22 protein-coding genes and 1 other RNA gene are annotated in these 21488 nt (G+C 60.0%); 6 read left to right on the top strand and 17 right to left on the bottom strand.

Annotation, left to right across the window (positions count from 1 at the left end; genetic code table 11):
• Positions 1 to 3: 3 nt before the first annotated feature.
• The 9 genes from mraY to rsmI form a co-directional block, all read right to left on the bottom strand.
• Positions 4 to 1086 carry a phospho-N-acetylmuramoyl-pentapeptide-transferase gene (gene mraY, locus AB4N47_RS01635; protein ID WP_016773275.1) on the bottom strand — a complete coding sequence of 361 codons (1083 nt, stop codon included), beginning with the start codon at positions 1084 to 1086 and terminating at the stop codon, positions 4 to 6.
• Positions 1086 to 2453, bottom strand: a complete 1368-nt coding sequence (locus AB4N47_RS01630; RefSeq protein ID WP_024014246.1) for a UDP-N-acetylmuramoyl-tripeptide--D-alanyl-D-alanine ligase — start codon at positions 2451 to 2453, stop codon at positions 1086 to 1088. Before AB4N47_RS01630 ends, mraY begins: the two co-directional genes overlap by 1 nt.
• Positions 2446 to 3909 carry a UDP-N-acetylmuramoyl-L-alanyl-D-glutamate--2,6-diaminopimelate ligase gene (locus AB4N47_RS01625; protein WP_016773271.1) on the bottom strand — a complete coding sequence of 488 codons (1464 nt, stop codon included), beginning with the start codon at positions 3907 to 3909 and terminating at the stop codon, positions 2446 to 2448. The genes AB4N47_RS01630 and AB4N47_RS01625 overlap by 8 nt, the downstream gene beginning before the upstream one ends.
• Positions 3909 to 5648, bottom strand: coding sequence for a peptidoglycan D,D-transpeptidase FtsI family protein (locus AB4N47_RS01620; RefSeq protein WP_174823877.1), 1740 nt, complete (start codon positions 5646 to 5648; stop codon positions 3909 to 3911). Before AB4N47_RS01620 ends, AB4N47_RS01625 begins: the two co-directional genes overlap by 1 nt.
• A complete protein-coding gene (gene ftsL, locus AB4N47_RS01615) occupies positions 5648 to 5941 on the bottom strand; it encodes a cell division protein FtsL (RefSeq protein WP_016773269.1) in 294 nt (97 codons plus the stop codon). The genes AB4N47_RS01620 and ftsL overlap by 1 nt, the downstream gene beginning before the upstream one ends.
• A complete protein-coding gene (rsmH, locus tag AB4N47_RS01610) occupies positions 5938 to 6885 on the bottom strand; it encodes a 16S rRNA (cytosine(1402)-N(4))-methyltransferase RsmH (RefSeq protein ID WP_445941224.1) in 948 nt (315 codons plus the stop codon). Before rsmH ends, ftsL begins: the two co-directional genes overlap by 4 nt.
• A complete protein-coding gene (mraZ, locus tag AB4N47_RS01605) occupies positions 6882 to 7337 on the bottom strand; it encodes a division/cell wall cluster transcriptional repressor MraZ (RefSeq protein ID WP_007917012.1) in 456 nt (151 codons plus the stop codon). Before mraZ ends, rsmH begins: the two co-directional genes overlap by 4 nt.
• A 401-nt stretch (positions 7338 to 7738) precedes the next feature.
• Positions 7739 to 8091, bottom strand: an RNA gene (gene rnpB, locus AB4N47_RS01600) — RNase P RNA component class A.
• A gap of 73 nt (positions 8092 to 8164) precedes the next feature.
• Positions 8165 to 9070: a 16S rRNA (cytidine(1402)-2'-O)-methyltransferase gene (gene rsmI / locus AB4N47_RS01595; RefSeq protein ID WP_016773267.1), complete on the bottom strand. Its 906-nt coding sequence runs from the start codon at positions 9068 to 9070 to the stop codon at positions 8165 to 8167.
• A 177-nt stretch (positions 9071 to 9247) separates the two neighbouring features.
• Between rsmI and AB4N47_RS01590 the strand changes: the two genes are divergently transcribed.
• The 4 genes from AB4N47_RS01590 to AB4N47_RS01575 all read left to right on the top strand — a co-directional run bounded on the left by AB4N47_RS01590 (position 9248) and on the right by AB4N47_RS01575 (position 12691).
• Positions 9248 to 11059: a penicillin-binding protein activator gene (locus AB4N47_RS01590; RefSeq protein WP_341639449.1), complete on the top strand. Its 1812-nt coding sequence runs from the start codon at positions 9248 to 9250 to the stop codon at positions 11057 to 11059.
• Complete coding sequence (locus AB4N47_RS01585) at positions 11059 to 11421, top strand: YraN family protein (RefSeq protein WP_341639448.1); 363 nt, start codon at positions 11059 to 11061, stop codon at positions 11419 to 11421. Before AB4N47_RS01590 ends, AB4N47_RS01585 begins: the two co-directional genes overlap by 1 nt.
• A 101-nt stretch (positions 11422 to 11522) precedes the next feature.
• On the top strand, positions 11523 to 12116 hold the full coding sequence (locus AB4N47_RS01580) for a phosphoheptose isomerase (RefSeq protein WP_008082788.1): 594 nt from the start codon (positions 11523 to 11525) through the stop codon (positions 12114 to 12116).
• Positions 12113 to 12691, top strand: a complete 579-nt coding sequence (locus tag AB4N47_RS01575) for a BON domain-containing protein (protein ID WP_024014250.1) — start codon at positions 12113 to 12115, stop codon at positions 12689 to 12691. Before AB4N47_RS01580 ends, AB4N47_RS01575 begins: the two co-directional genes overlap by 4 nt.
• Before the next feature lie 48 nt (positions 12692 to 12739).
• On the opposite strand, the gene AB4N47_RS01570 is transcribed toward AB4N47_RS01575, so the two are convergent.
• From AB4N47_RS01570 to rplM, 7 genes are all read right to left on the bottom strand, one after another.
• Positions 12740 to 13153, bottom strand: a complete 414-nt coding sequence (locus AB4N47_RS01570; RefSeq protein WP_016773263.1) for a ClpXP protease specificity-enhancing factor — start codon at positions 13151 to 13153, stop codon at positions 12740 to 12742.
• Positions 13154 to 13169: 16 nt separating this feature from the next.
• The gene (locus tag AB4N47_RS01565) at positions 13170 to 13787 is read right to left on the bottom strand and encodes a glutathione S-transferase N-terminal domain-containing protein (RefSeq protein WP_007961620.1); all 618 of its coding nucleotides are present in this window, start codon (positions 13785 to 13787) and stop codon (positions 13170 to 13172) included.
• A 146-nt stretch (positions 13788 to 13933) separates the two neighbouring features.
• Entirely contained in the window at positions 13934 to 14716 is a 783-nt protein-coding gene (locus tag AB4N47_RS01560) for a cytochrome c1 (RefSeq protein ID WP_024014251.1), read from the bottom strand.
• A complete protein-coding gene (locus AB4N47_RS01555) occupies positions 14716 to 15927 on the bottom strand; it encodes a cytochrome b (protein ID WP_024014252.1) in 1212 nt (403 codons plus the stop codon). The genes AB4N47_RS01560 and AB4N47_RS01555 overlap by 1 nt, the downstream gene beginning before the upstream one ends.
• Positions 15927 to 16520: a ubiquinol-cytochrome c reductase iron-sulfur subunit gene (gene petA / locus AB4N47_RS01550; RefSeq protein WP_007917031.1), complete on the bottom strand. Its 594-nt coding sequence runs from the start codon at positions 16518 to 16520 to the stop codon at positions 15927 to 15929. The genes AB4N47_RS01555 and petA overlap by 1 nt, the downstream gene beginning before the upstream one ends.
• A gap of 273 nt (positions 16521 to 16793) precedes the next feature.
• On the bottom strand, positions 16794 to 17186 hold the full coding sequence (rpsI, locus tag AB4N47_RS01545; protein ID WP_003228056.1) for a 30S ribosomal protein S9: 393 nt from the start codon (positions 17184 to 17186) through the stop codon (positions 16794 to 16796).
• A 14-nt stretch (positions 17187 to 17200) separates the two neighbouring features.
• The gene (gene rplM, locus AB4N47_RS01540; protein WP_003228062.1) at positions 17201 to 17629 is read right to left on the bottom strand and encodes a 50S ribosomal protein L13; all 429 of its coding nucleotides are present in this window, start codon (positions 17627 to 17629) and stop codon (positions 17201 to 17203) included.
• 244 nt (positions 17630 to 17873) lie between these two features.
• Between rplM and AB4N47_RS01535 the strand changes: the two genes are divergently transcribed.
• Positions 17874 to 18914: an NADP(H)-dependent aldo-keto reductase gene (locus AB4N47_RS01535; RefSeq protein WP_341639447.1), complete on the top strand. Its 1041-nt coding sequence runs from the start codon at positions 17874 to 17876 to the stop codon at positions 18912 to 18914.
• Positions 18915 to 19070: 156 nt separating this feature from the next.
• Here AB4N47_RS01535 and AB4N47_RS01530 read toward each other — a convergent pair whose 3' ends face one another.
• Positions 19071 to 20207, bottom strand: a complete 1137-nt coding sequence (locus AB4N47_RS01530) for an acyl-CoA dehydrogenase family protein (RefSeq protein WP_024014254.1) — start codon at positions 20205 to 20207, stop codon at positions 19071 to 19073.
• A 250-nt stretch (positions 20208 to 20457) separates the two neighbouring features.
• On the opposite strand from AB4N47_RS01530, the gene AB4N47_RS01525 reads away from it, so the two are divergent.
• On the top strand, positions 20458 to 21354 hold the full coding sequence (locus AB4N47_RS01525) for a GlxA family transcriptional regulator (RefSeq protein WP_162999820.1): 897 nt from the start codon (positions 20458 to 20460) through the stop codon (positions 21352 to 21354).
• The last annotated feature ends 134 nt before the right edge of the window (positions 21355 to 21488 follow it).

The raw sequence follows: 21488 nt of genomic DNA, 5'->3' as shown, positions 1-21488 counted from the left end.
GTTCTACCTCAGCTTCAGGGTGGCAAGGCCGACCAGGACGAGAATCACGGTGATGATCCAGAAACGGACGATCACGCGCGGCTCGGGCCAGCCCTTGAGTTCAAAGTGGTGGTGAATCGGCGCCATGCGGAACACGCGGCGACCGGTCAGCTTAAAGGAGGCAACCTGAATGACCACTGACAGGGTTTCCATCACGAACACGCCGCCCATGATGAACAGGACGATTTCCTGACGGACGATCACCGCGATGGTTCCCAGTGCCGCGCCGAGTGCCAGGGCACCGACGTCGCCCATGAACACCTGCGCTGGATAGGTGTTGAACCAGAGGAAACCGAGGCCGGCACCGATCAGCGCGCCGCAGAACACGATCAGCTCGCCCGCGCCGGGCACGTAAGGGATCAGCAGGTATTCAGCGAATTTCACGTTACCCGACAGGTAGCAGAAAATCCCCAGGCCGCCGCCGACCATCACGGTTGGCATGATCGCCAGGCCGTCGAGGCCGTCAGTCAGGTTGACCGCGTTGCTCGAACCGACAATCACAAAGTAGGTCAGCACGATGAAACCGGCGCCCAGCGGGATGCTGTAGTCCTTGAGCATCGGCAGGATCAGCGTGGTTTCCACCGGCGTCGCCGCAGTCATATAAAGGAAGATCGCTGCGCCGAGGCCGAACACCGACTGCCAGAAATACTTCCAGCGGCTCGGCAGGCCACGGGAGTTTTTCTCGATGACTTTGCGGTAATCGTCGACCCAGCCGATGGCGCCGAACAGCAGGGTCACCAGCAGCACCACCCAGACGTAGCGGTTGCTCAGGTCAGCCCAGAGCAAGGTGCTGACGCCGATCGAAGACAGAATCAGCGCGCCACCCATGGTCGGGGTGCCGGATTTGGACAGGTGCGATTGCGGGCCGTCGTTACGTACCGATTGGCCGATCTGACGGTTCTGCAGAGTACGGATCATCCACGGGCCATAGCACAGCGACAAGACCAGCGCGGTCAGTACACCGAGAATCCCGCGCAGGGTCAGGTACTGGAAGACCGCGAAGCCTTTGTAGAACTGTTGCAGATACTCCGCTAGCAGCAGCAGCATTAATGTTTCTCCAGACTGGACCCGCACAGAGCCGCAACGATGTTTTCCATCGCTGCGCTGCGCGAACCCTTGATCAAAATGGTGGTGTTTGTGTCCTGCTCGGCGGCGAGGGCCTGGATCAGCTCGGCCTGGGTGCCGAAGTGCTGCGCCTGCTCACCGAAAGCGTTCACCGCGTGGACCATGTTCGGCCCGACCGCGTAAAGCGCGGAAACCTTGCCTCGGGCGTACTCGCCCACGTCGCGGTGCCCCTGCTCCGCCCAGTCGCCCAACTCGCCGATATCCCCGAGCACCAGGACGGTGCGGCCGGAAAAGCCGGCGAGTATATCAACGGCCGCGCACATCGAGGTGGGGTTTGCGTTGTAGGTGTCATCGATCACGCGCATGCCGTTTTTCGCCAGTTGCGCGACGGTGCGACCCTTGACCGGTTGCACCGCGCCCAGTCCGGTGGCGATGCCGAACAGCGACACGCCCAAGGCGTGGGCAGCAGCGGCGGCAGCCAGGGCATTGGCGACGTTATGAGTACCGAGCAGGTTCAGTTGCACGCGCTCACTGCCTTCAGGGGTGTGCAGGTTGAACGCCGGGCAACCACGGGCATCAGTGGCCAGATCGCTGGCGTGGAAATTCGCCTCGCTGTTGCTCAGGGCGAAGGTCAGCACCTGACGACCGGCAGCGCGGGTCTTCCAGATACCGAAAGCCTTGTCATCGAGGTTGAGCACGGCGATGCCATCGGCGGCCAGACCCTCGATGATTTCGCCTTTGGCTTCGACGATTTTTTCCGGACCGCCGAACTCACCGACGTGAGCGGTGCCGGCGTTGTTCAGGATTGCTACGTGCGGCTTGGTCAGGCCGACGGTGTAGGCGATTTCACCGAGACGCGAAGCGCCCAGTTCGATCACGGCGGAAGTGTGCTCCGGCGCCAGTTCGATCAGGGTCAGCGGTACGCCGAGGTCGTTATTCAGGTTGCCACGGGTCGCCAGCACCGGACCGCGCGTGCGCAGGATGCTCGCGAGCATTTCCTTGACCGTGGTCTTGCCACTGGAACCGGTCACTGCCGCCACTGGCTGGGTGAACGCAGCACGGTTCAACGCGCCGAGTTGGCCGAGGGCCTGACGGGTGTCCTTGACCAGTAATTGCGGCAGCGCGCTGTCGGCGACTTCGCGCTCGACCAGTGCCGCCACGGCACCTTTGCCGGCAACGTCGTTCAGATAATCATGACCATCGAAACGCGGGCCGGTCAGGGCGATGAACAACTGGCCCGGCTGAATCGCCCGACTGTCGATGCTGACGCCGTCGAAACTCGCGTCAGCGCCGATCAAACGGGCTTCGAGTGCGTTGGTCAATTCGCTGAGTGTCAGGGCCTTAAGCATGGGCCACCTCCCACGCGGTCAGGGCATGATCAGCCTCGACCAGATCGGAAAACGCATGGCGCACGCCGTTGATTTCCTGATAGTCCTCGTGACCCTTGCCGGCGAGCACAATCACGTCGTCAGCGGTCGCGCCGGCGATCAATTGCGCAATGGCCTGGCCGCGACCGGCGACGAAAGTGACTTTATCCACAGCGGTGAAACCGGCACGGATGTCGTCGAAAATCACCGCAGGATCTTCGGTGCGCGGGTTGTCATCGGTGACCAGCACCTGGTCGGCGAGACGCTCGACCACTTCGGCCATCAACGGACGTTTGCCACGATCGCGATCACCGCCGCAGCCGAACAGGCACAGCAGTTGGCCTTTGACGTGCGGGCGCAGTGCGGTGAGAACTTTTTCCAGCGCATCCGGGGTATGGGCGTAATCGACCACCACCAGCGGCTGCGTGCCGCCACCCAGACGCTGCATGCGCCCGGCCGGGCCTTCGAGCTTCGGCAGCACTTTGAGAATTTCGTCGAGGGCGTAATCCAGACCGAGCAAGGCGCCGACTGCGGCCAGCACGTTGCTCAGGTTGAAACGCCCGAGCAATGTGCTGCGCAGGTGATGCTCGCCCTGCGGCGTGACCAGCGTGGCGCGTACGCCGTGGTCGTCGAACTGCGCTTCGCGGCAAAACAGGTAGGCGCTGCTGTCGAGCAGGCTGTAGGTGATCAAACGCGACTCGCGTTTTTCCGCCGCCAGTTGCCGGCCGAAATCGTCGTCGAGGTTGACCACGCGGCACTTCAGGTCATTCCAGGCGAACAGCCGGGCCTTGGCCTCGGCGTACGCCTGCATGGTGCCGTGATAATCCAGATGGTCGCGGGACAGGTTGGTCATCACCGCCACGTCGAACGCCAGCGCGGTGACCCGGCCCTGATCCAGACCGTGGGACGACACTTCCATGGCCACGGCTTTCGCGCCGGCCTTTTTCAGATCACCCAGGGTCGCTTGCACGGCAATCGGATTCGGCGTGGTGTGCAGGCCGCTTTCCAGCGCGCCATAGAAGCCGGAACCCAGCGTACCGACGATGCCGCAATGTTGGCCGAGCAGATCCAGCGCCTGCGCGACCAGTTGGGTCACGCTGGTCTTGCCGTTGGTGCCGGTGACGCCGATCAGGTTCAGGTGGTGACTCGGCTCACCGTAAAAACGCCCGGCAATGTCCGACAGCTGCGCCGCCAGCCCCTTGACCGGAATCAGCGGCACGTCAGTGATCGGCAGCACGGTGGCGCCTTCGACTTCATAAGCCACGGCAGCCGCGCCGCGTTGCAAGGCATCGGCGATGTGCGCACGGCCATCGAAGCGGCCACCGGGCACGGCGAGAAACAGATCGCCGGCGCGCACGTTGCGGCTGTCCAGCGCCAGTTCACGGATCAACAGATCGTGGCCGGCGTGGGGGAATATCTTGTTCAGACTTAATGACATCAGCCGCGCCCTCCATTGGCTTTCAGCGGAACGACCGGGGTGGCATTGGCCTGTTGGGTGGTCGGCAGGTTGTCCGGGGTCACGTTCATCAGGCGCAGGGTGCCGGACATCACACGGCTGAACACCGGCGCCGACACCAGGCCACCGAAGTAACCGGCCTTGGTCGGTTCATCAATCACCACAACAATCGCGTAACGCGGATCGCTCATCGGGCCGAAGCCGGCGAACAGCGAACGGTAGGAGTTTTCCGCGTAGCCCTTGGTGCCGACCGAGGTCTTGCGCGCGGTACCCGACTTGCCGCCGACGTGATAAGCCGGCACCTGCGCACGGAACACGCCGCGCGGCGCTTCGATCACTTGCTGCAACATGCCCTGCATGGTTTTTGCCACAGCTTCCGGCAGCACTTGGGTGGTCTGCGGCATCTTGTCGGTTTTGATCAGCGTCAGCGGCGCGAGGCGACCGTTGTTGGCCAGTGCCGAGAACGCATGCACCAGCTGGATCGCGGTCACGGAAATACCGTAGCCGTAAGACAAGGTTGCAGTTTCAGCCTTGCGCCATTCGCGGTAGTTCGGCAGATTGCCGACACGTTCGCCGGGGAAGCCCAGGCCGGTGTCCTGACCGAGGCCGACTTTCTGCGCCAGACGGAAAATGGTTTCGCCGCCGATATCGAAGGCGACTTTACTCATGCCGACGTTACTGGAATTGATCAGGATGCCGGTCAGATCGAGCACCGGCCCTTCGGTCTTCGACACGTCTTTGATGGTGTATTTGCCGATCTGCAACGAGCCCGGATACACCTCGACGGTGTCGCTCGGTTTCCAGCGGCCGGTTTCGATCGCCGCGCTCATGGAAATGGCTTTCATGGTCGAACCCGGCTCGAACACGTCGATCATGGCGCGGTTGCGCATCATCGCCGGTTGCAGGTTGCGACGGTTGTTCGGGTTGTAGGTCGGCTGGTTGACCATGGCCAGGATCTCGCCGGTCTTCACGTCCATGATCACCAGACTGCCGGCCTTGGCGCCGTTCTCGATGATCGCGTTGCGCAGTTCGCGGTTGGCCAGGTATTGCAGACGCAGATCAATCGACAACGCCAAGGGCTTGCCGGCCTTGGCGTTTTTGGTGACCTGAACATCCTTGATCAGCCGGCCACGGCGATCCTTGATGACTTGTCGTTTGCCCGGCACCCCGGCCAGCCATTCGTCATAGGCCAGCTCGACGCCTTCGCGACCGTGATCGTCGATGTCGGTAAAGCCGACCATGTGCGCGGTGACTTCACCGGCCGGATAGAAGCGGCGGAATTCTTCGATGCCATAGACGCCCGGCACTTTCAGATCGAGCACAGCCTGGCCCTGCTCGGGGGTCAGCCCGCGCACCAGATAAATGAATTCTTTGTTGGCCTGGGCTTCGAGGCGCTCGCTTAGCGCTTTCGGGTTCTGGCCCAGCGCGGCGGCAAGTGCCGGCCACTTCTCTTTGGCCGACTGCATTTCCTTGGCGTTGGCCCACAGCGTGGTCACTGGCGTACTGACGGCCAGAGGCTCGCCGTTACGGTCGGTGATCAGGCCACGGTGCGCCGGAATCGGAATGTGGCGCAGGCTGCGCGCGTCGCCCTGGCCCTTGAGGAAGTCACGGTCGACCACTTGCAGGTCGATGATCCGCCAGCAGATCGCCGCGACCATCAGACCGAGCAGCGCCACCATCAGGCGGAAGCGCCATGGGAACAGTGCGCCTTCGAGTTTCATCATGGCGCCACCATCTTCACGTCAGCCGCGCCAGGAATGTGCATCTTCAATTGTTCGGTGGCCAGCACTTCGATACGACTGTGCGCAGTCCAGGTGCTCTGCTCGAGAATCAGCCGGCCCCACTCGGCCTGCGCCTTGTCGCGCACGCTGAGTTCGTTATAAAGGGTGTTGAGCAACTGCCGGTTCCAGTGCGCGCTGTACGACACGGCAATGGCCGAAAACAGCACGCCGATAAACAGCAGCAGCATCAGAAAGCTGCCGCCGGGCAGTGGTTTGGCGAAAAGCTTGCTCACCGCAACTTCTCCGCGACACGCATGACGGCGCTACGGGAACGTGGGTTGGCTTTGAGTTCGGCGTCGGAGGCCGTCTGCGCTTTGCCGTGGATTTTGATTTTCGGTTCGAAGGCGACGTGGCGAACCGGGAGGTTGCGCGGCAGATTGTCGGCCTCGCCTTTCACCAGCTTGCGCATGAACAGTTTGACGATGCGGTCTTCCAGCGAGTGGAAGCTGATGACCACCAGACGGCCGCCAACTTCCAGCGCTTCCAGCGCGGCGTCGAGACCGGCTTCCAGATCGCCGAGTTCGTTATTGACGTGAATGCGCAAACCCTGGAATGCGCGGGTGGCCGGGTTCTTGCCCTTTTCCCACGCCGGGTTGGCGACTTTCAGCACTTCGGCCAGATCGGCGGTGCGCTCGAACGGCTTGATGTCACGACGCTCGGCGACGGCACGGGCCATGCGCCCGGAGAAACGTTCTTCGCCGTATTCCTTGAACACCCGGGCGATTTCTTCCACCGGCGCGGTGTTGACGAATTCGGCAGCGCTGATGCCACGGGACGGGTCCATGCGCATGTCCAGCGGCCCGTCATTGAGGAAACTGAAGCCGCGCTCGGCGTCATCGAGCTGCGGCGACGACACGCCGAGGTCGAGCAGAATGCCGCTGACCTTGGCGGTCAGGCCTTGCTCGGCAACCACCGAACCGAGCTCGGCAAAGCTGCGCTGCACAACGACAAAGCGGCCGTCTTCGGCCGCTAGCGTTTGCCCGGTGGCAATCGCTTGAGGATCCTTGTCGAATCCGATGAGTCGACCGTCCGGCCCGAGCTGGCTGAGGATCAACCGGCTGTGCCCTCCGCGCCCGAACGTGCCGTCCAGATAGCAGCCATCAGGACGTACGGCGAGAGCCTCGACGGCTTCGTCAAGCAGTACGGTGATGTGGTTAAAGCCGCTATCAATAGTCACAGGATCAAATCACGCAGTTCATCAGGCATCGCGCCCGGTTGTTGAATAGCAGCAAGGTCAGCGGCAGATACCGCATTCCATGCATCCTCGTCCCACAATTGGAACTTGTTCAGTTGGCCGACCAGCATCGCGCGCTTATCGAGCTTGGCGTATTCGCGCAAACGCGGCGGAACCAGGAAACGACCACTGCCATCGAGTTCGAGGTCGACGGCATTACCAATCAATAAACGTTGCAGGCGACGGTTCTCTTCGCGAAGCGAAGGGAGTGCGCGCAACTTGGTTTCAATAATTTCCCACTCATCGAGCGGATAGACACACAGGCATGGATCAACGGCATCAATGGTCACGATCAATTGGCCGGAACTGCGCGAATCGAGCTCGTCACGGTACCGGCTCGGCATGGCGAGACGGCCCTTTGCATCGAGACTGATAGCGTTAGCTCCGCGAAACACGTCAGCGTTTCTCCAATTTTTATCGTTTTGAGCTCAAAAAACCCACTTCATGCCACTTTCCGCCACTTGCGCACACTATAGGAATGCGCCCACCACACCGTCAAGGCGCGGATTAAAGGAAAAGCCTTACAGAACGGAGATTTAGCGACGTAAAAGGAGGCTCAACGAGAATCTGACGTGAAGTTTTGGTCAATAACTTGATGCAGCACTGAAAGCTGCGCTCGAAAGTTAAAGTAGTTTGTTAAGAGTAAGATTTTTTCGGTATTACAAAGGCGCTTCGGCTGTTGATTGAAGCAGGGTGGGAAAAGGCTATTACCGCATTTGCCGCTGCCGGAATTTCAGACCAGGCCAGCTGATATTACACAGCCGCGTCTTCATTGTTTCAAGCAGGGAAGAAAAAGGTGGAGAGTCGATCTGTAAGCCGGGTTCTGTCTTGAACAGTCATTCGTCTACGATGGCCATCACTGGACATCTTTAGCAACCTACCCGGTCCCAGCGCGGGCCACGCCTTGGGACCCTATTTGGTCTTGCTCCAAGTGGGGTTTACCTAGCCACGAACTGTTGCCAGACGTGCGGTGCGCTCTTACCGCACCTTTTCACCCTTACCGGCGCTTGCGCGCTTAGGCGGTTATTTTCTGTGGCACTTTCCGTAGGCTCACGCCTCCCAGGCATTACCTGGCACTTCGCCCTATGGAGCCCGGACTTTCCTCCCCCCCTAATTTTCATAGAGGGCAGCGACTGTCCGATCGACTCTCCGCCGCGAAGGTTAACGGCAGAGCGCCGGAAGAACAAGCGCTAAAACCCTCAAGAACGCCATGGGCGAAGGCTTACACGCCTTTCTGTTTATCCAGCGCCACCTGATACAGCACGTTTTTGCGCTCGCCGGTGATTTGCGCTGCCAGTGCGGCGGCGCGCTTGAGCGGCATTTCCTCAAGAAGCAGATCGAGGATGCGCATGGCTTCGCTGCTGACCGCGTCCTCCGACTCCGGCGCGGTCCAGCCGGCCACCAGCACTACGCACTCGCCGCGCTGCTGATTGCTGTCGGACTCGACGAACGCACGCAGTTCGCTGAGCGGCAGGCCTTTGAGGGTTTCGAAGGTTTTGGTGATTTCCCGCGCCAGCAGAGCCTGACGCTCGCCGCCAAACACTGCTTCCATATCCTGCAGGCATTCGAGAATGCGATGCGGCGCTTCATAGAAAATCAATGTGCGCGGCTCTTCTTTAACCGCTTCCAGACGCGCCTTGCGTCCGACCGACTTGGCCGGCAGAAAGCCTTCGAAGATAAAACGGTCGGACGGCAAGCCCGCCGCCGACAGCGCTGCGATCAACGCGCAGGCACCCGGCACCGGCACCACGTTGATGCCGGCCGCACGGGCCTGACGCACCAGGTGATAACCCGGATCGGAGATAAGCGGCGTGCCGGCATCAGAGATCAGCGCGACGTTGTCGCCCGCCAGCAACCGGGTAATAAAGCGGCTACCCTCATCCCGCTCGTTGTGTTCGTGACATGCGGCCAAGGGCGTGCCGATGCCGAAGTGCTGCATCAGGCGCGCCGAATGCCGCGTGTCTTCCGCTGCAATCAGGGCCACTTCACGGAGGATTTTCAAGGCCCGGGCGCTGATGTCGTCCAGGTTGCCGATGGGCGTCGCCACCACATAAAGCGAGCCAGCAGCGGAATTCAAAGGACCTGGAGCAGTCAAAGCGCACACCTCGTGATCGGTAAAAGCGGCCATTGTAGCGCGTCATGAGGTTTGCGATGCGCTCCGGCCGAGCGCGGTTTTTCGCCCGGTTGTGCGCTGCCGCAACATTTACTCCAGCTAAATTGACCGATTCACGCCAGTAACATCGCGCCCCGGCCAGTGCTTGGGTACAATTCCACGCTAATTTGATCGAGTATCAGGAACACTTACATGATCGCTTGCCTGCGGCTGTTCACTGCCCTCTGCCTCGCTGCCTTGTTGGCCGCGTGTGCCAGCTCCCCTTCCTCCAGCCTTGGCGAACTTCCACGGACTCCGGACGCCAGCATCGAGCAACTGCTCGAACAGGCTGCCCAGGCTAAAACCCCGGAACAAGCCGCGCTGCTGCGCCTGAGCGCGGCGGACCAGGCTTACCGCCAAGGCAATGCCGGCCAGTCCGCGCAAATCCTGCAACAAGTGCCGGTGGAGCAACTCAAGCCAGGCCAGCAGATTTTCGCCAATACGCTGTCCGCCGAACTGGCCATGACGCGCAATCAGCCGAAAGCTGCGCTGACCGCCCTGAGTCATCCGAGCTTCCAGAAGCTCGGGGAAATGCCGGAAGAGCAGCAAGTGCGTACCGGCACTGTTCACGCCCGCGCCCTTGAAGCCGATGGCCAGACACTGGCCGCTGCCCGTGAGCGTGTGTTCATTGCACCGATGCTGGAAGGCGAAGCGGCGAGCAAGAACCACGAAGCGATCTGGACCCTGATCGCGTCGCTGCCAACCGATCAATTGCAACCGAACAACACCGACGATCTCGGCGGTTGGATGGCTCTGGCGCAAGCGGTGAAAACCGCAGGCACGCTGGAACAGCAACAAGCCGCAATCGACAACTGGCGTGCGCAGAATCCAAAGCACCCGGCGGCTGTCAACCTGCCGCTGCCATTGACCAAACTCAAGGAACTGGCCAGCCAGCCCCTGAGCAAAATCGCCCTGCTGCTGCCACAGGACGGCCAGTTGGCATCGGTCGGCAAAGCGCTGCGTGAAGGCTTCATGGCCGCGCATTATCAGGCGCAACAGGCCGGCCAGAACCCACCTGCCATCGAGTTCTACGACAGCTCGAAGCTGACCTCGATGGACGAGTTCTATCGCAAGGCCCAGGCTGACGGCGTGCAACTGGTAGTCGGCCCACTGGAAAAAACACTGGTCAAGCAACTGAGCACTCGCCCGCAACTGCCGATCACCACCCTGGCGCTGAACTACAGCGAAGGCGAGCAAGGCCCGGCGCAACTGTTCCAGTTCGGTCTCGCTGCTGAAGACGAAGCTCGCGAAGTTTCCCGTCGCGCTCGTGCCGACGGCCTGCATCGCGCCGCGATCATGGTGCCGAAGGGCGAATGGGGCGATCGAGTCCTGCGCGCCTTCAGCCAGGACTGGCAAGCCAATGGCGGCAGCATCGTTGCCACCGAACGTGTCGATCAGCCGGTGCAACTGGCCCAGCAGATCGCCGACATGTTCCAGCTGCGTCAGAGCGAAGCTCGAGCCAAGAGCCTGCAGAATGTTGCCGGCACCAATGTCGCCGCGCAGCCTTCGCGTCGTCAGGACATCGAATTCATCTTCTTGGCCGCCACGCCGCAACAGGCCCAGCAGATCAAGCCGACCCTGAACTTCCAGTACGCCGGTGACGTTCCCGTCTACGCGACCTCCCATGTGTACAGCGCCAGCGGCGACGTCAATCAGTACAACGACATGAACGGCATTCGCTTCTGCGAAACCCCATGGCTGCTGGAAACCAGCGATCCGCTGCGCCAGCAAGTAGCTGCGCAATGGCCGCAAGCCAATGGCAGCCTCGGTCGCCTGTACGCCATGGGCGCCGACGCCTATCGCCTGGCACCGCGCCTTGGCCAACTCAAGGCCCTGCCGGACAGCCGCATCGAAGGTCAGTCGGGCAGCCTCGGCATGACCCAGACCCAACGCGTAGTGCGCCAGCTGCCATGGGCACAGTTCGTCAGCGGTCAGGTGCAGCGTCTGCCGGACACTCCGCGCTGATGTCCGACAGGTCACGCTCGCAAAGCGGCAAGGATGCCGAGCGCCAAGCGCTCGAACATCTGCAACAACAAGGTCTGCGCCTGTTGGCGCAGAACTGGTTATGCAAACGCGGCGAGCTTGATCTGGTCATGCTTGATGGCGATACAGTAGTATTCGTTGAAGTTCGCTACAGAAAAAACACTCAATGGGGTGGCGCGCTCGCCAGTATCGACGAGCGCAAGCAGCAGAAACTGATCTTTGCAGCACAGTATTTTCTTCAGCGCGAGTCGCGTTGGGCCAATTCCCCCTGCCGCTTCGATGTGGTGGCGATCGACAGCCACCCGAATCAGCTGAACTGGTTGCAGAATGCTTTCGACAGTTGATCGCCTGCACCCTGCCCTGTTTTCGTCCGACACATTTTGCTCTTTGCTTTGCCGGCTGCACATTCACGTGCCGAACAGCCGCGCCACTTAAGGTCACACAGATGGACATGCAATCCCGAATTCGCCAGCTTTTCCAGGCCAGTATCGACACCAAGCAACAGGCGATGGACGTACTTGCACCGCACATCGAGCAAGCCAGCCAGATCATGGTCAACGCCCTGCTCAACGAAGGCAAAATGCTCTCGTGCGGCAACGGTGGCTCGGCCGGCGATGCCCAGCATTTTTCTTCGGAGCTGCTCAACCGCTTCGAGCGCGAGCGTCCGAGCCTGCCGGCGATTGCGCTGACCACGGACACTTCGACGATCACTTCGATCGCCAACGATTACAGCTACAACGAAGTGTTCTCCAAGCAGATCCGCGCGCTCGGCCAGCCGGGCGATGTGTTGCTGGCGATTTCGACCAGCGGCAACTCGGCGAACATTATTCAAGCGATCCAGGCCGCACATGATCGCGAAATGATTGTCGTAGCTTTGACCGGACGCGATGGCGGCGGCATGGCGTCGCTGCTGTTGCCCGAGGACGTCGAGATTCGCGTACCGGCCAACGTCACTGCACGTATTCAGGAAGTCCACTTGCTGGCGATCCATTGCCTCTGCGATCTGATCGACAGCCAACTGTTCGGGAGTGAAGAATGACCCCTAATCGCCTTGGCCTTCTGGCCTTGACCCTGTGCCTCGGCATCAGCGGCTGCACCTCGGTGGTGAACGCCAGCCGTGAAGCGCCGATCGAAGACGACCGTGGCACGCGCACCTTCGGCAGCAAGATCGACGACTCGCTGATCGAAACCAAAGCAGGCGTGAACATCGCCAAGGCCGATCCGGCACTGGACAACGACTCGCACATCGTCATCACCAGCTTCAACGGCGTCGTCCTGCTCGCCGGCCAGACTCCGCGCGAAGACCTCAAGGCCAAAGCCGAACAGGCCGCCGCCAACGTCCAGCGCGTGAAGAAAGTGCACAACGAGCTGCAAGTGCTGCAACCCTCCTCCCTGCTCGCGCGCCAGAACGACGCGTGGCTGACCACCAAGATCAAGACCCAGATGCTCACCGACGCCAGCATCCCGGGCTCGCGTATCAAGGTCGTGACCGAGAACGGCATCGTCTATCTGCTGGGCCTGCTGACCAAACAGGAAGCCACTCAGGCAACCAATCTGGTTCAGGGTGTGTCCGGTGTGCAGAAGATCGTGAAGCTGTTCGAATACATCGACTGACCGTAAAAGGCAGACACAAAAAAGGCGATCCATCCGGATCGCCTTTTTTTATTTCACAACCTTCAAACTTGGCCGGCCACTCGGGCGTGGCGGCTCGCTGCCCGGTGGCGGCGAGTCGTCATCCGGATCGATGTCTTCCTCGTCGTCCATCGGCAACTCGAGGTCAAACACCATGCCCTGGCCGTTCTCCCGCGCATAAATGCCCAGGATCGCGCTGATCGGCACGTAGAGACTGTGCGGAACACCGCCGAAGCGGCCTTCGAACGTCACCACGTCGTTATCCATGTGCAGATGACGCACGGCACTCGGCGAGATGTTCAGGACGATCTGGCCGTCACTGGCAAAACCCTGTGGCACCTGCACCGCCGGGTACTCGGAGTTGACAAGCATGTGCGGGGTGCAATCGTTATCCACAATCCACTCGTAGAGCGCGCGGACCAGATAAGGTCGACTGGAGTTCATAGCGGCTCCTTAAGCCTTAGCGCATATCGCGTTCGACACCAGACAGACTCGCCTGGAAAGCCTCACGCGCAAACTGGCGCTCCATATAATCAAGCAGCGGCTTGGCCGGCCGCGGCAGTTCAATACCCAGAATCGGCAAACGCCAGAGTATGGGTAATAGGCAGCAATCCACCAGACTTTGTTCCTCACTGAGGAAGAACGGCTTGTCGGCGAACAGCGGCGAAACGCCGGTCAGGCTTTCGCGCAATTCCTTGCGCGCCACGACCCGTGCGGCCTCTTTGCTCTTGGGATCCAGAATCAGATCCACCAGCCCGCACCAGTCACGCTGAATCCTGTGGATCAGCAGACGGCTGTTGGCCCGCGCCACCGGATAAACCGGCATCAGCGGCGGGTGCGGGTAACGCTCATCCAGATACTCCATCACCACGGTCGACTCCCACAACGCCAGGTCACGATCGACCAGCGTCGGCAGACTGCCGTAAGGGTTCACCTCAATCAGTTTAGGCGGCTGTCGGCCCGCTTCCACGTAAATGATTTCGGCGCTGACACCCTTCTCTGCAAGCACGATGCGCACTCGGTGGGAATAGTGGTCGGCGGGGTCGGAGTAACAGGCCAACCGATTGGTCACGCCCATGGCGATCCTCCTCGCTTGTTGAATTTGTCGGAACCGGAAAAACGCGCGCGCCCAGAGGGCACCTCCCGCAGAGTCTGACTGAGCAGATCCTGCTTTAGCGGAGGCGCCCTTGGGCGCGCGCGATTAACAGCAATGCTTGAAGCGTATCAGTGCACGTCTTTCCAGTATTCACGCTTGAGCAGGTAGGCGAACACAAAGAAGAACGCCAGGTACAGCAAGACATAAGTACCGATGCGCTGATGTTGCAGCTTAACCGGGTTAGCCGAGTAAGCCAGGAAGGTTACCAGATTCTTGACCTTCTCATCGAACTGCTCTTCGTTCAGAGCACCGGACTTCGGCACGATGGTCAACTGATCGCACGCTTCATGGGTCAGCGGCGTGCCGGTCAGCGGATCGTATTGCTTCTTGCCGTCCTCGACGATCTGCACCTGTTTGCAGCCGACGACCTGACGACCTTGCAGGCCGACCAGCACGTTAGGCATGCCGACGTTCGGGAAGACCTTGTTGTTCACGCCCCATGGACGCGCCGGATCTTCATAGAACGACTTCAGGTAACCGTAGAGCCAGTCGGTGCCGCGTACTCGCGCTACCAGCGTCAGGTCCGGCGGCGCTGCGCCGAACCAGGTCTTGGCGTCGGCCGGCTGCATGCCGATGTTCATGTGGTCGCCAATCTTGGCACCGGTGAACACCAGCTTCTCCAGCATCAACTCGTGCGGGATGCCGAGGTCATCGGCGACGCGCTCGTAACGCTGGAACTTGGCACTGTGGCAACCCATGCAATAGTTGGCAAAGGTCCGCGCACCATCCTGCAGGGCGGCTTTGTCGGAGACGTCGATATCGACACTTTCCAGTTCCGGACCATGACCCTCGGCAGCAAAAACCAGGGAAGGCAGCGCAGCAAAAATCAGAGCAAGAAATAACTTTTTCATCAGCCAGTCACCCTTTCCGGAACCGGTTTGGTCTTCTCGAGCCGGGTGTAGAACGGCATCAGAATGAAGTAGGCGAAATACAGGAAGGTGCAGACCTGCGACAGCAACGTGCGCCCCGGCGTCGGCGCCAGAACGCCAAGGATGCCGAGAATCACGAAGGAGATGCAGAACACCACCAGCCAGATTTTGCTCAGCCAGCCCTTGTAGCGCATCGATCTCACCGGGCTGCGATCCAGCCATGGCAGCACGAACAGCACCGCAATCGCCGCACCCATGGCGATAACGCCCAGGAGTTTGTCCGGCACCGCACGCAGGATTGCGTAGAACGGAGTGAAGTACCAGACCGGGGCAATGTGCTCAGGCGTCTTGAACGGGTTGGCCGGCTCGAAGTTCGGTTTTTCGAGGAAGTAGCCGCCCATTTCCGGGAAGAAGAACACAATGAAGCAGAAGATGAACAGGAACACCACAACGCCGACAATGTCCTTCACCGTGTAGTACGGGTGGAACGCAATGCCATCCAGCGGGATGCCGTTTTCGTCTTTGTGCTTCTTGATATCCACGCCATCAGGGTTGTTCGAACCGACTTCGTGCAGCGCCAGAATGTGCAAGACCACCAGACCGAGAATCACGATCGGCAACGCGACCACGTGCAAGGCGAAGAAGCGGTTCAGGGTGATTCCGGAGATCAGGTAGTCACCACGAATCCACTGGGTCAGGTCATCGCCGATCAGCGGAATCGCGCCGAACAGCGAGATGATCACCTGAGCACCCCAGTAGGACATCTGGCCCCACGGCAGCAGATAGCCCATGAACGCTTCGGCCATCAGTGCCAGGTAGATCAGCATGCCGAACACCCAGACCAGCTCGCGCGGTTTCTGGTACGAGCCGTAGAGCAGACCGCGGAACATGTGCAGATAGACGACGATGAAAAACGCCGAGGCGCCGGTCGAGTGCAGCAGACGCAGGATCGAACCGTACTCGACGTCGCGCATGATGTATTCAACGGAAGCAAAGGCTTCTTCTGCCGACGGCGTATAGCTCATCGTCAGCCAGACGCCGGTGACGATCTGGTTGACCAGCACCAGCAGCGCCAGCGAGCCGAAGAAATAGAAGAAGTTGAAGTTTTTTGGTGCGTAATATTTGCTGAGATGGTCTTCCCACATTTTGGTCGCGGGAAAGCGCGCATCAACCCAATCCATGAACTTGCTCATCACGCTTTCTCCGTATCGACGCCAATGACAATCAGGTCATCGGTCTCATAGGAATGCGGGGGAACTGGCAGGTTCAAAGGCGCAGGTTGCGACTTGTAGACGCGGCCAGCCAGATCGTAGTGGGAACCGTGGCACGGGCAGAAATAGCCGCCTACCCAGTCCTTGCCCAGATCCGCAGGTGCCACTTCGGGACGGAAGGTCGGTGAGCAACCCAGGTGCGTACAGATCCCGATCAGCAGGAGAATTTCCGGCTTGATCGAGCGTACTTCAGGGTCGACATAAGTGGGTTGCGTGGAGTTTTTGGAGGTCGGATCGGAGAGCTGACCCTCGATCTTCTTGAGATTCCCCAGGATTTCCTCGGTACGGCGGACAATGAACACCGGCTGGCCGCGCCATTCAGCAATCATCTGCTGGCCTGGCTCGATTTTGCTGACATTCACTTTCACCGGTGCACCGGCAGCTTTCGCCTTGGCACTGGGAAACCACGACCCCACGAACGGGACCGCAGCCCCCACCGCTCCTGCAGCACCCACCACGGATGTGGCTGCCACCAGGAAGCGACGCCGGCCTGCATTCACGCCGTCATTGCTCATTCAGTCCTCTCCCATCAGCTTTTTTGGCCTGTTAAATCAGGCGTCTACTAAATAAATCAAATGTTACTTATAAAAATTTTGCCCGAATGGTAATGAAAACCCCCAATTCTGACAAGGTTAATTCCCCGGGGCTCAGCCCCTTAAGCCTTGGAGTATAGGGGGTCTACGGCTGTGGCAAGTTGTCACAACGCAATTCTTTGATAAATCGCAGGCATAAAAAAACGCCCGCTTCCGTGAGGAGGCGGGCGTTCTTTTTTGAACGTGGAAGCGGAATTAACGCTTCGAGTACTGCGGACGCTTACGCGCTTTACGCAGACCAACTTTCTTACGTTCAACTTCACGGGCGTCGCGGGTAACGAAGCCAGCTTTGCGCAGAGCGCTACGCAGGGTTTCGTCGTAGTCCATCAGAGCGCGAGTGATGCCGTGGCGGATTGCGCCAGCCTGACCACTTACACCACCGCCGATCACGGTGACGTAGATGTCGAACTTCTCGACAGTCTCGGTCAGCTCCAGCGGCTGACGAACTACCATGCGGGCAGTTTCGCGGCCGAAGAAGTTATCCAGCGAACGGTTGTTGATGGAGATGTTACCAGTACCCGGACGCAGGAAAACGCGTGCGGTTGCGGTCTTGCGACGGCCAGTGCCGTAATTTTGAGTCGCCGACATAATGAACTATTCCGTTAAATCTTCAGTTCTTGGGGCTGCTGAGCAGTATGAGGGTGTGCAGCGCCCGCATAGACTTTCAGCTTACGGTACATGTCGCGACCCAGTGGGTTTTTAGGCAGCATGCCTTTAACCGCGGTCTCGATCACGCGCTCAGGGGCTTTGGCGATCAGCTTTTCAAAGTTGATCGACTTGATGCCGCCCGGGAAACCGGAGTGGGAGTAGTACATTTTGTCAGTGGTTTTAGCGCCGGTAACACGGATCTGCTCGGCGTTGATGACGACGATGTAGTCGCCGGTGTCAACGTGAGGAGTGTACTCAGGCTTGTGCTTGCCACGCAGACGGCTCGCGATTTCGGTGGCCAGACGACCCAGGGTCTGACCAGCAGCGTCGACGACAAACCAGTCGCGCTTTACTGTTTCCGGTTTAGCAGTAAAAGTTTTCATTCTTTATAGCCTCAGGGGCCGCCTGTAAATAAGACGGCGGATCTTACTGAATAGTGCGTACTTTGACAAGTCAAAGGCAGCCGGATACAGACGCTTTCGGGGGCTCGGGTCGGCGCGTCCGTTCAACGGCAAGATTCTTCGGCGGCGGCGCATCACTTCCACTGCAGAAAGAGGTCGGCAATTATGCAGATTGCGAAAAATTTTTCAACCTGCTTTTATGATTGTTTTGCCCAAGGAGCACCCGATGGACTATCGCCAGCTAGGCCGTACCGACCTGAACGTGAGTGCAATCTGCCTCGGCACCATGACCTGGGGCGAGCAAAACACTGAGGCTGAAGCCTTCGCCCAGATTGAACGGGCCAAAGAGGCGGGGATCAATTTCCTCGACACCGCCGAAATGTATCCGGTGCCGCCAAAAGCCGAAACCTACGCCACCACCGAGCGCTACATCGGCAATTACTTCAAGAGTCGCGGTGATCGTTCCGACTGGATCCTCGCCAGCAAGATCGCCGGCCCCGGCAACACCATCGACTACATCCGCGACAAGAACCTGCGCCACAACCGCCAGCACATCACCGAAGCACTGGACGGCAGCCTCAAGCGCCTGCAGACCGATTACATCGATCTGTATCAATTGCACTGGCCGGAACGCAGCGCCAACTTTTTCGGACAGCTGGGCTACAAGCACAAGATCGAAGCGAATCTGACGCCACTGGAAGACACCCTCGAAGCCCTCGACGAACAGGTGAAGGCCGGCAAGATCCGCCACATCGGTCTGTCCAACGAGACGCCGTGGGGCACGATGCGCTTTCTGGCTCTGGCCGAAGCCCGTGGCTGGCCGCGTGCGGTATCGATCCAGAACCCGTACAACCTGCTCAACCGCAGCTTCGAAGTCGGCCTGGCCGAGATCGCCATTCGCGAACAGTGCGGCCTGCTCGCCTACTCGCCACTGGCGTTCGGCTTCCTCTCCGGCAAGTACGAAGGCGGCGCCCGACCACCGAAAGGCCGTCTGAGCCTCTACAGCCGCTTCAGCCGCTATTTCAACCCGCAATCGGAGGCGGCGTGCAGCCGTTACGTAGCCCTGGCCCGTGAACACGGTCTGGACCCGGCGCAAATGGCCCTGGCCTTCGTGACCCAGCAACCGTTCGTGACCAGCAACATCATCGGCGCAACGACGCTGGAGCAGCTGGACAGCAACATTGCCAGTTTTGATCTGAAACTGTCCGATGAAGTGCTGGCCGGGATCGAGGCGATTCACAGGGATCATCCGAATCCCGCGCCATAACTGACCGCCAAAAGCTTCGCGAGCAGGCTCGCTTCCACAGTGGAATACTGTGCCTGTGGGAGCGAGCCTGCTCGCGAAGGGGCCAGTCGGATTACCTCAACAGCGGAACGCGGAGCGTCCCCGGCGGCATTCCTTTGCTGCGCGTGGGAACGATCATCAAAGCGACCGCGCAATAATCTCCTTCATGATTTCATTGGTGCCGGCATAAATCCGCTGCACCCGCGCATCCGCCCACGCCCGGGCCACCGGGTATTCCCACATGAAGCCGTAGCCGCCATGCAGTTGCACGCACTCGTCGAGCACTTTGCATTGCAGGTCAGTGCCCCAGTATTTGGCCATCGCCGCCGTCGGCACATCGAGTTTGCCTTGCAGGTGCAGCTCCAGGCAGCGATCGACGAAGACCCGGCCGATCTGGATCTCGGTAGCCATCTCGGCCAGTTTGAAGCGGGTGTTCTGAAAATCGGCAATCGCCTTGCCGAACGCCTTGCGATCGCGGGTGTAATCCAGCGTCCATTGCAGCGCTGCCTCGGCCGAGGCCAGGCCGCCGATAGCCACGGTCAGACGTTCCTGCGGCAACTCCTGCATCAGATAGGCAAACCCGGCACCCGCCTGGCCGAGAAGGTTTTCCTTCGGCACGCGCACGTCCTGGAAGAACAGTTCCGAGGTGTCCTGCGCCTTCATGCCGACCTTCTCCAGGCGCTTGCCCTTCTCGAAGCCCGGCGTATTCGCCTCCACCAGAAACAGGCTGGTGCCTTTGGCCCCAGCCTTGGGGTCGGTCTTGGCCACCACGATCACCAGGTCAGCCAGAAAACCGTTGGTGATAAAGGTTTTCGAACCGTTGATCACATATTCGTCACCGTCGAGCACCGCCGTGGTTTTCACCCCTTGCAGGTCGGAACCGGCGCCAGGCTCGGTCATGGCAATCGCCGTGACCATTTCCCCCGACACCAGTTTCGGCAGGTATTTGTGTTTCAGCGCCTCGCTGCCGTAATGCAGGATGTACGGTGCGACGATGTCCGAGTGCAGCGAGAAACCGATACCGGTCAGCCCCAGACGCCCGACTTCCTCGATGACCACGGTGCTGTAGAGGAAATCCGCGCCGAGCCCGCCGTACTCTTCCGGCAGATGCGAACAGAGCATCCCCGCCTCCCCCGCCTTGTTCCACAGCGCGCGATCAATGTGCCCCTGCTTCTCCCACTGCGCGTGATACGGCACGGCCTCTTTTTCGAGGAAAGTTCGCACGCTGTCGCGGAACAATTCGTGCTCGGAGCTGAACAGGGTTCTGGGGATCATGCGGCACCTTTCTTTGTTGTTGGAGGGATACGGCTCTCAGAGACTAAGCCCGACTCCTGCTACGGGACACTGGACACATCCGACAAAAAATAAGACGATCCAGCCGTCTGGTGACCACTTTCCCTTATAAAAACAAAACAAAAGTTGAATTATGTCTAAGCACGTCTCCCCGCCCTTGCGGCGCGTCAGCATCCTGGCCATCGACCGGGTTTTCGCTTACACCCTCATGCAGGCCAAGGATTTTTTCCATGTGGCCAGCCTGCGTTACGGCAAACAACTGGGCCACGGCCTGACACCGGCGTTTGAAACTCGCCTGGTCAGCCCGGATGGCAAACCGGTAAAAAGCTTCAGCGACGTAGTGATGCCGGTCGACGGCGGCCTGGAAAACGCCGACGTGATCATCCTCCCGGCGTTCTGGGACGATTTCGACACGCTGTGCAGCCGTTACCCGCAAATCCTGCCGTGGCTGCGCGAACAGCATGCGCGCGGCGCGGTGTTATGCGGCGAAGCCACCGGAGTGTTCTGGCTCGCCGAAGCCGGGCTGCTCAACGGCAAGGAAGCGACCACCTACTGGCGCTTCTTCAATGCCTTCGCCGAGCGTTTCCCCAAGGTCTATCTGAATCAGGACAAGCACCTGACCGACGCTGACAATCTCTATTGCGCCGGCGGCACGACCTCGGCCTGCGATCTCTACATCTATCTGATCGAACGCTTCTGCGGCGCGAACGTGGCGCAAGCCGTGGCCCGCGACATTCTCTACGAAGTGCAGCGCAGCTATTCGCCGGGACGTATCGGTTTTGGTGGGCAAAAGCTGCATCAGGACGTGATCATCCTGCAGATCCAGCAGTGGCTCGAAGAACACTTTGCCGACAAGTTCCGCTTCGAAGACGTCGCCCGCGAGCATGGCATGAGCATCCGCAACTTCATGCGCCGCTTCCAGACCGCCACCGGCGACAAACCGCTGCACTACTTGCAGCGCCTGCGCATCGAGACGGCCAAGGGCCTGCTTTCTGGCACGCGCAAGAGCATCAAGACCATCAGTTATGAGGTCGGTTACGACGATGCGAGCTTCTTCGCGCGACTGTTCCGCCAGCATACCGAGCTGTCGCCGAATCAGTATCGGCAGCAGTTTCAGCAGGCTGCCTGATCCGGCCTGATGATCGTTCCCACGCTCTGCGTGGGAATGCCGCCACTGGACGCTCTGCGTCCGCCTCGCAAGTGACGCGGAGCGTCACGGGATGCATTCCCACGCGGAGCATGGGAACGATCAGTTACTGCGCT

It is taken from the genome of Pseudomonas sp. S3_G06, assembly GCF_054667565.1.
Note: the sequence above shows the minus strand (reverse complement) of the source record. Positions and strands in the feature narration are given on the sequence as shown.

Coding starts and splice junctions, on each gene's coding strand:
- rplM (WP_003228062.1), bottom strand. CDS start 17,629: ATGAAAACTTTTACTGCTAAACCGGAAACAGTAAAGCGCGACTGGTTT.
- AB4N47_RS01620 (WP_174823877.1), bottom strand. CDS start 5,648: ATGAAACTCGAAGGCGCACTGTTCCCATGGCGCTTCCGCCTGATGGTG.
- AB4N47_RS01530 (WP_024014254.1), bottom strand. CDS start 20,207: ATGATCCCCAGAACCCTGTTCAGCTCCGAGCACGAATTGTTCCGCGAC.
- AB4N47_RS01590 (WP_341639449.1), top strand. CDS start 9,248: ATGATCGCTTGCCTGCGGCTGTTCACTGCCCTCTGCCTCGCTGCCTTG.
- AB4N47_RS01560 (WP_024014251.1), bottom strand. CDS start 14,716: ATGAAAAAGTTATTTCTTGCTCTGATTTTTGCTGCGCTGCCTTCCCTG.
- AB4N47_RS01630 (WP_024014246.1), bottom strand. CDS start 2,453: ATGCTTAAGGCCCTGACACTCAGCGAATTGACCAACGCACTCGAAGCC.
- AB4N47_RS01570 (WP_016773263.1), bottom strand. CDS start 13,153: ATGAACTCCAGTCGACCTTATCTGGTCCGCGCGCTCTACGAGTGGATT.
- rsmI (WP_016773267.1), bottom strand. CDS start 9,070: ATGGCCGCTTTTACCGATCACGAGGTGTGCGCTTTGACTGCTCCAGGT.
- AB4N47_RS01575 (WP_024014250.1), top strand. CDS start 12,113: ATGACCCCTAATCGCCTTGGCCTTCTGGCCTTGACCCTGTGCCTCGGC.
- AB4N47_RS01585 (WP_341639448.1), top strand. CDS start 11,059: ATGTCCGACAGGTCACGCTCGCAAAGCGGCAAGGATGCCGAGCGCCAA.
- petA (WP_007917031.1), bottom strand. CDS start 16,520: ATGAGCAATGACGGCGTGAATGCAGGCCGGCGTCGCTTCCTGGTGGCA.
- AB4N47_RS01580 (WP_008082788.1), top strand. CDS start 11,523: ATGGACATGCAATCCCGAATTCGCCAGCTTTTCCAGGCCAGTATCGAC.
- AB4N47_RS01625 (WP_016773271.1), bottom strand. CDS start 3,909: ATGTCATTAAGTCTGAACAAGATATTCCCCCACGCCGGCCACGATCTG.
- rpsI (WP_003228056.1), bottom strand. CDS start 17,186: ATGTCGGCGACTCAAAATTACGGCACTGGCCGTCGCAAGACCGCAACC.
- mraY (WP_016773275.1), bottom strand. CDS start 1,086: ATGCTGCTGCTGCTAGCGGAGTATCTGCAACAGTTCTACAAAGGCTTC.
- AB4N47_RS01565 (WP_007961620.1), bottom strand. CDS start 13,787: ATGGGCGTGACCAATCGGTTGGCCTGTTACTCCGACCCCGCCGACCAC.
- AB4N47_RS01555 (WP_024014252.1), bottom strand. CDS start 15,927: ATGAGCAAGTTCATGGATTGGGTTGATGCGCGCTTTCCCGCGACCAAA.
- AB4N47_RS01535 (WP_341639447.1), top strand. CDS start 17,874: ATGGACTATCGCCAGCTAGGCCGTACCGACCTGAACGTGAGTGCAATC.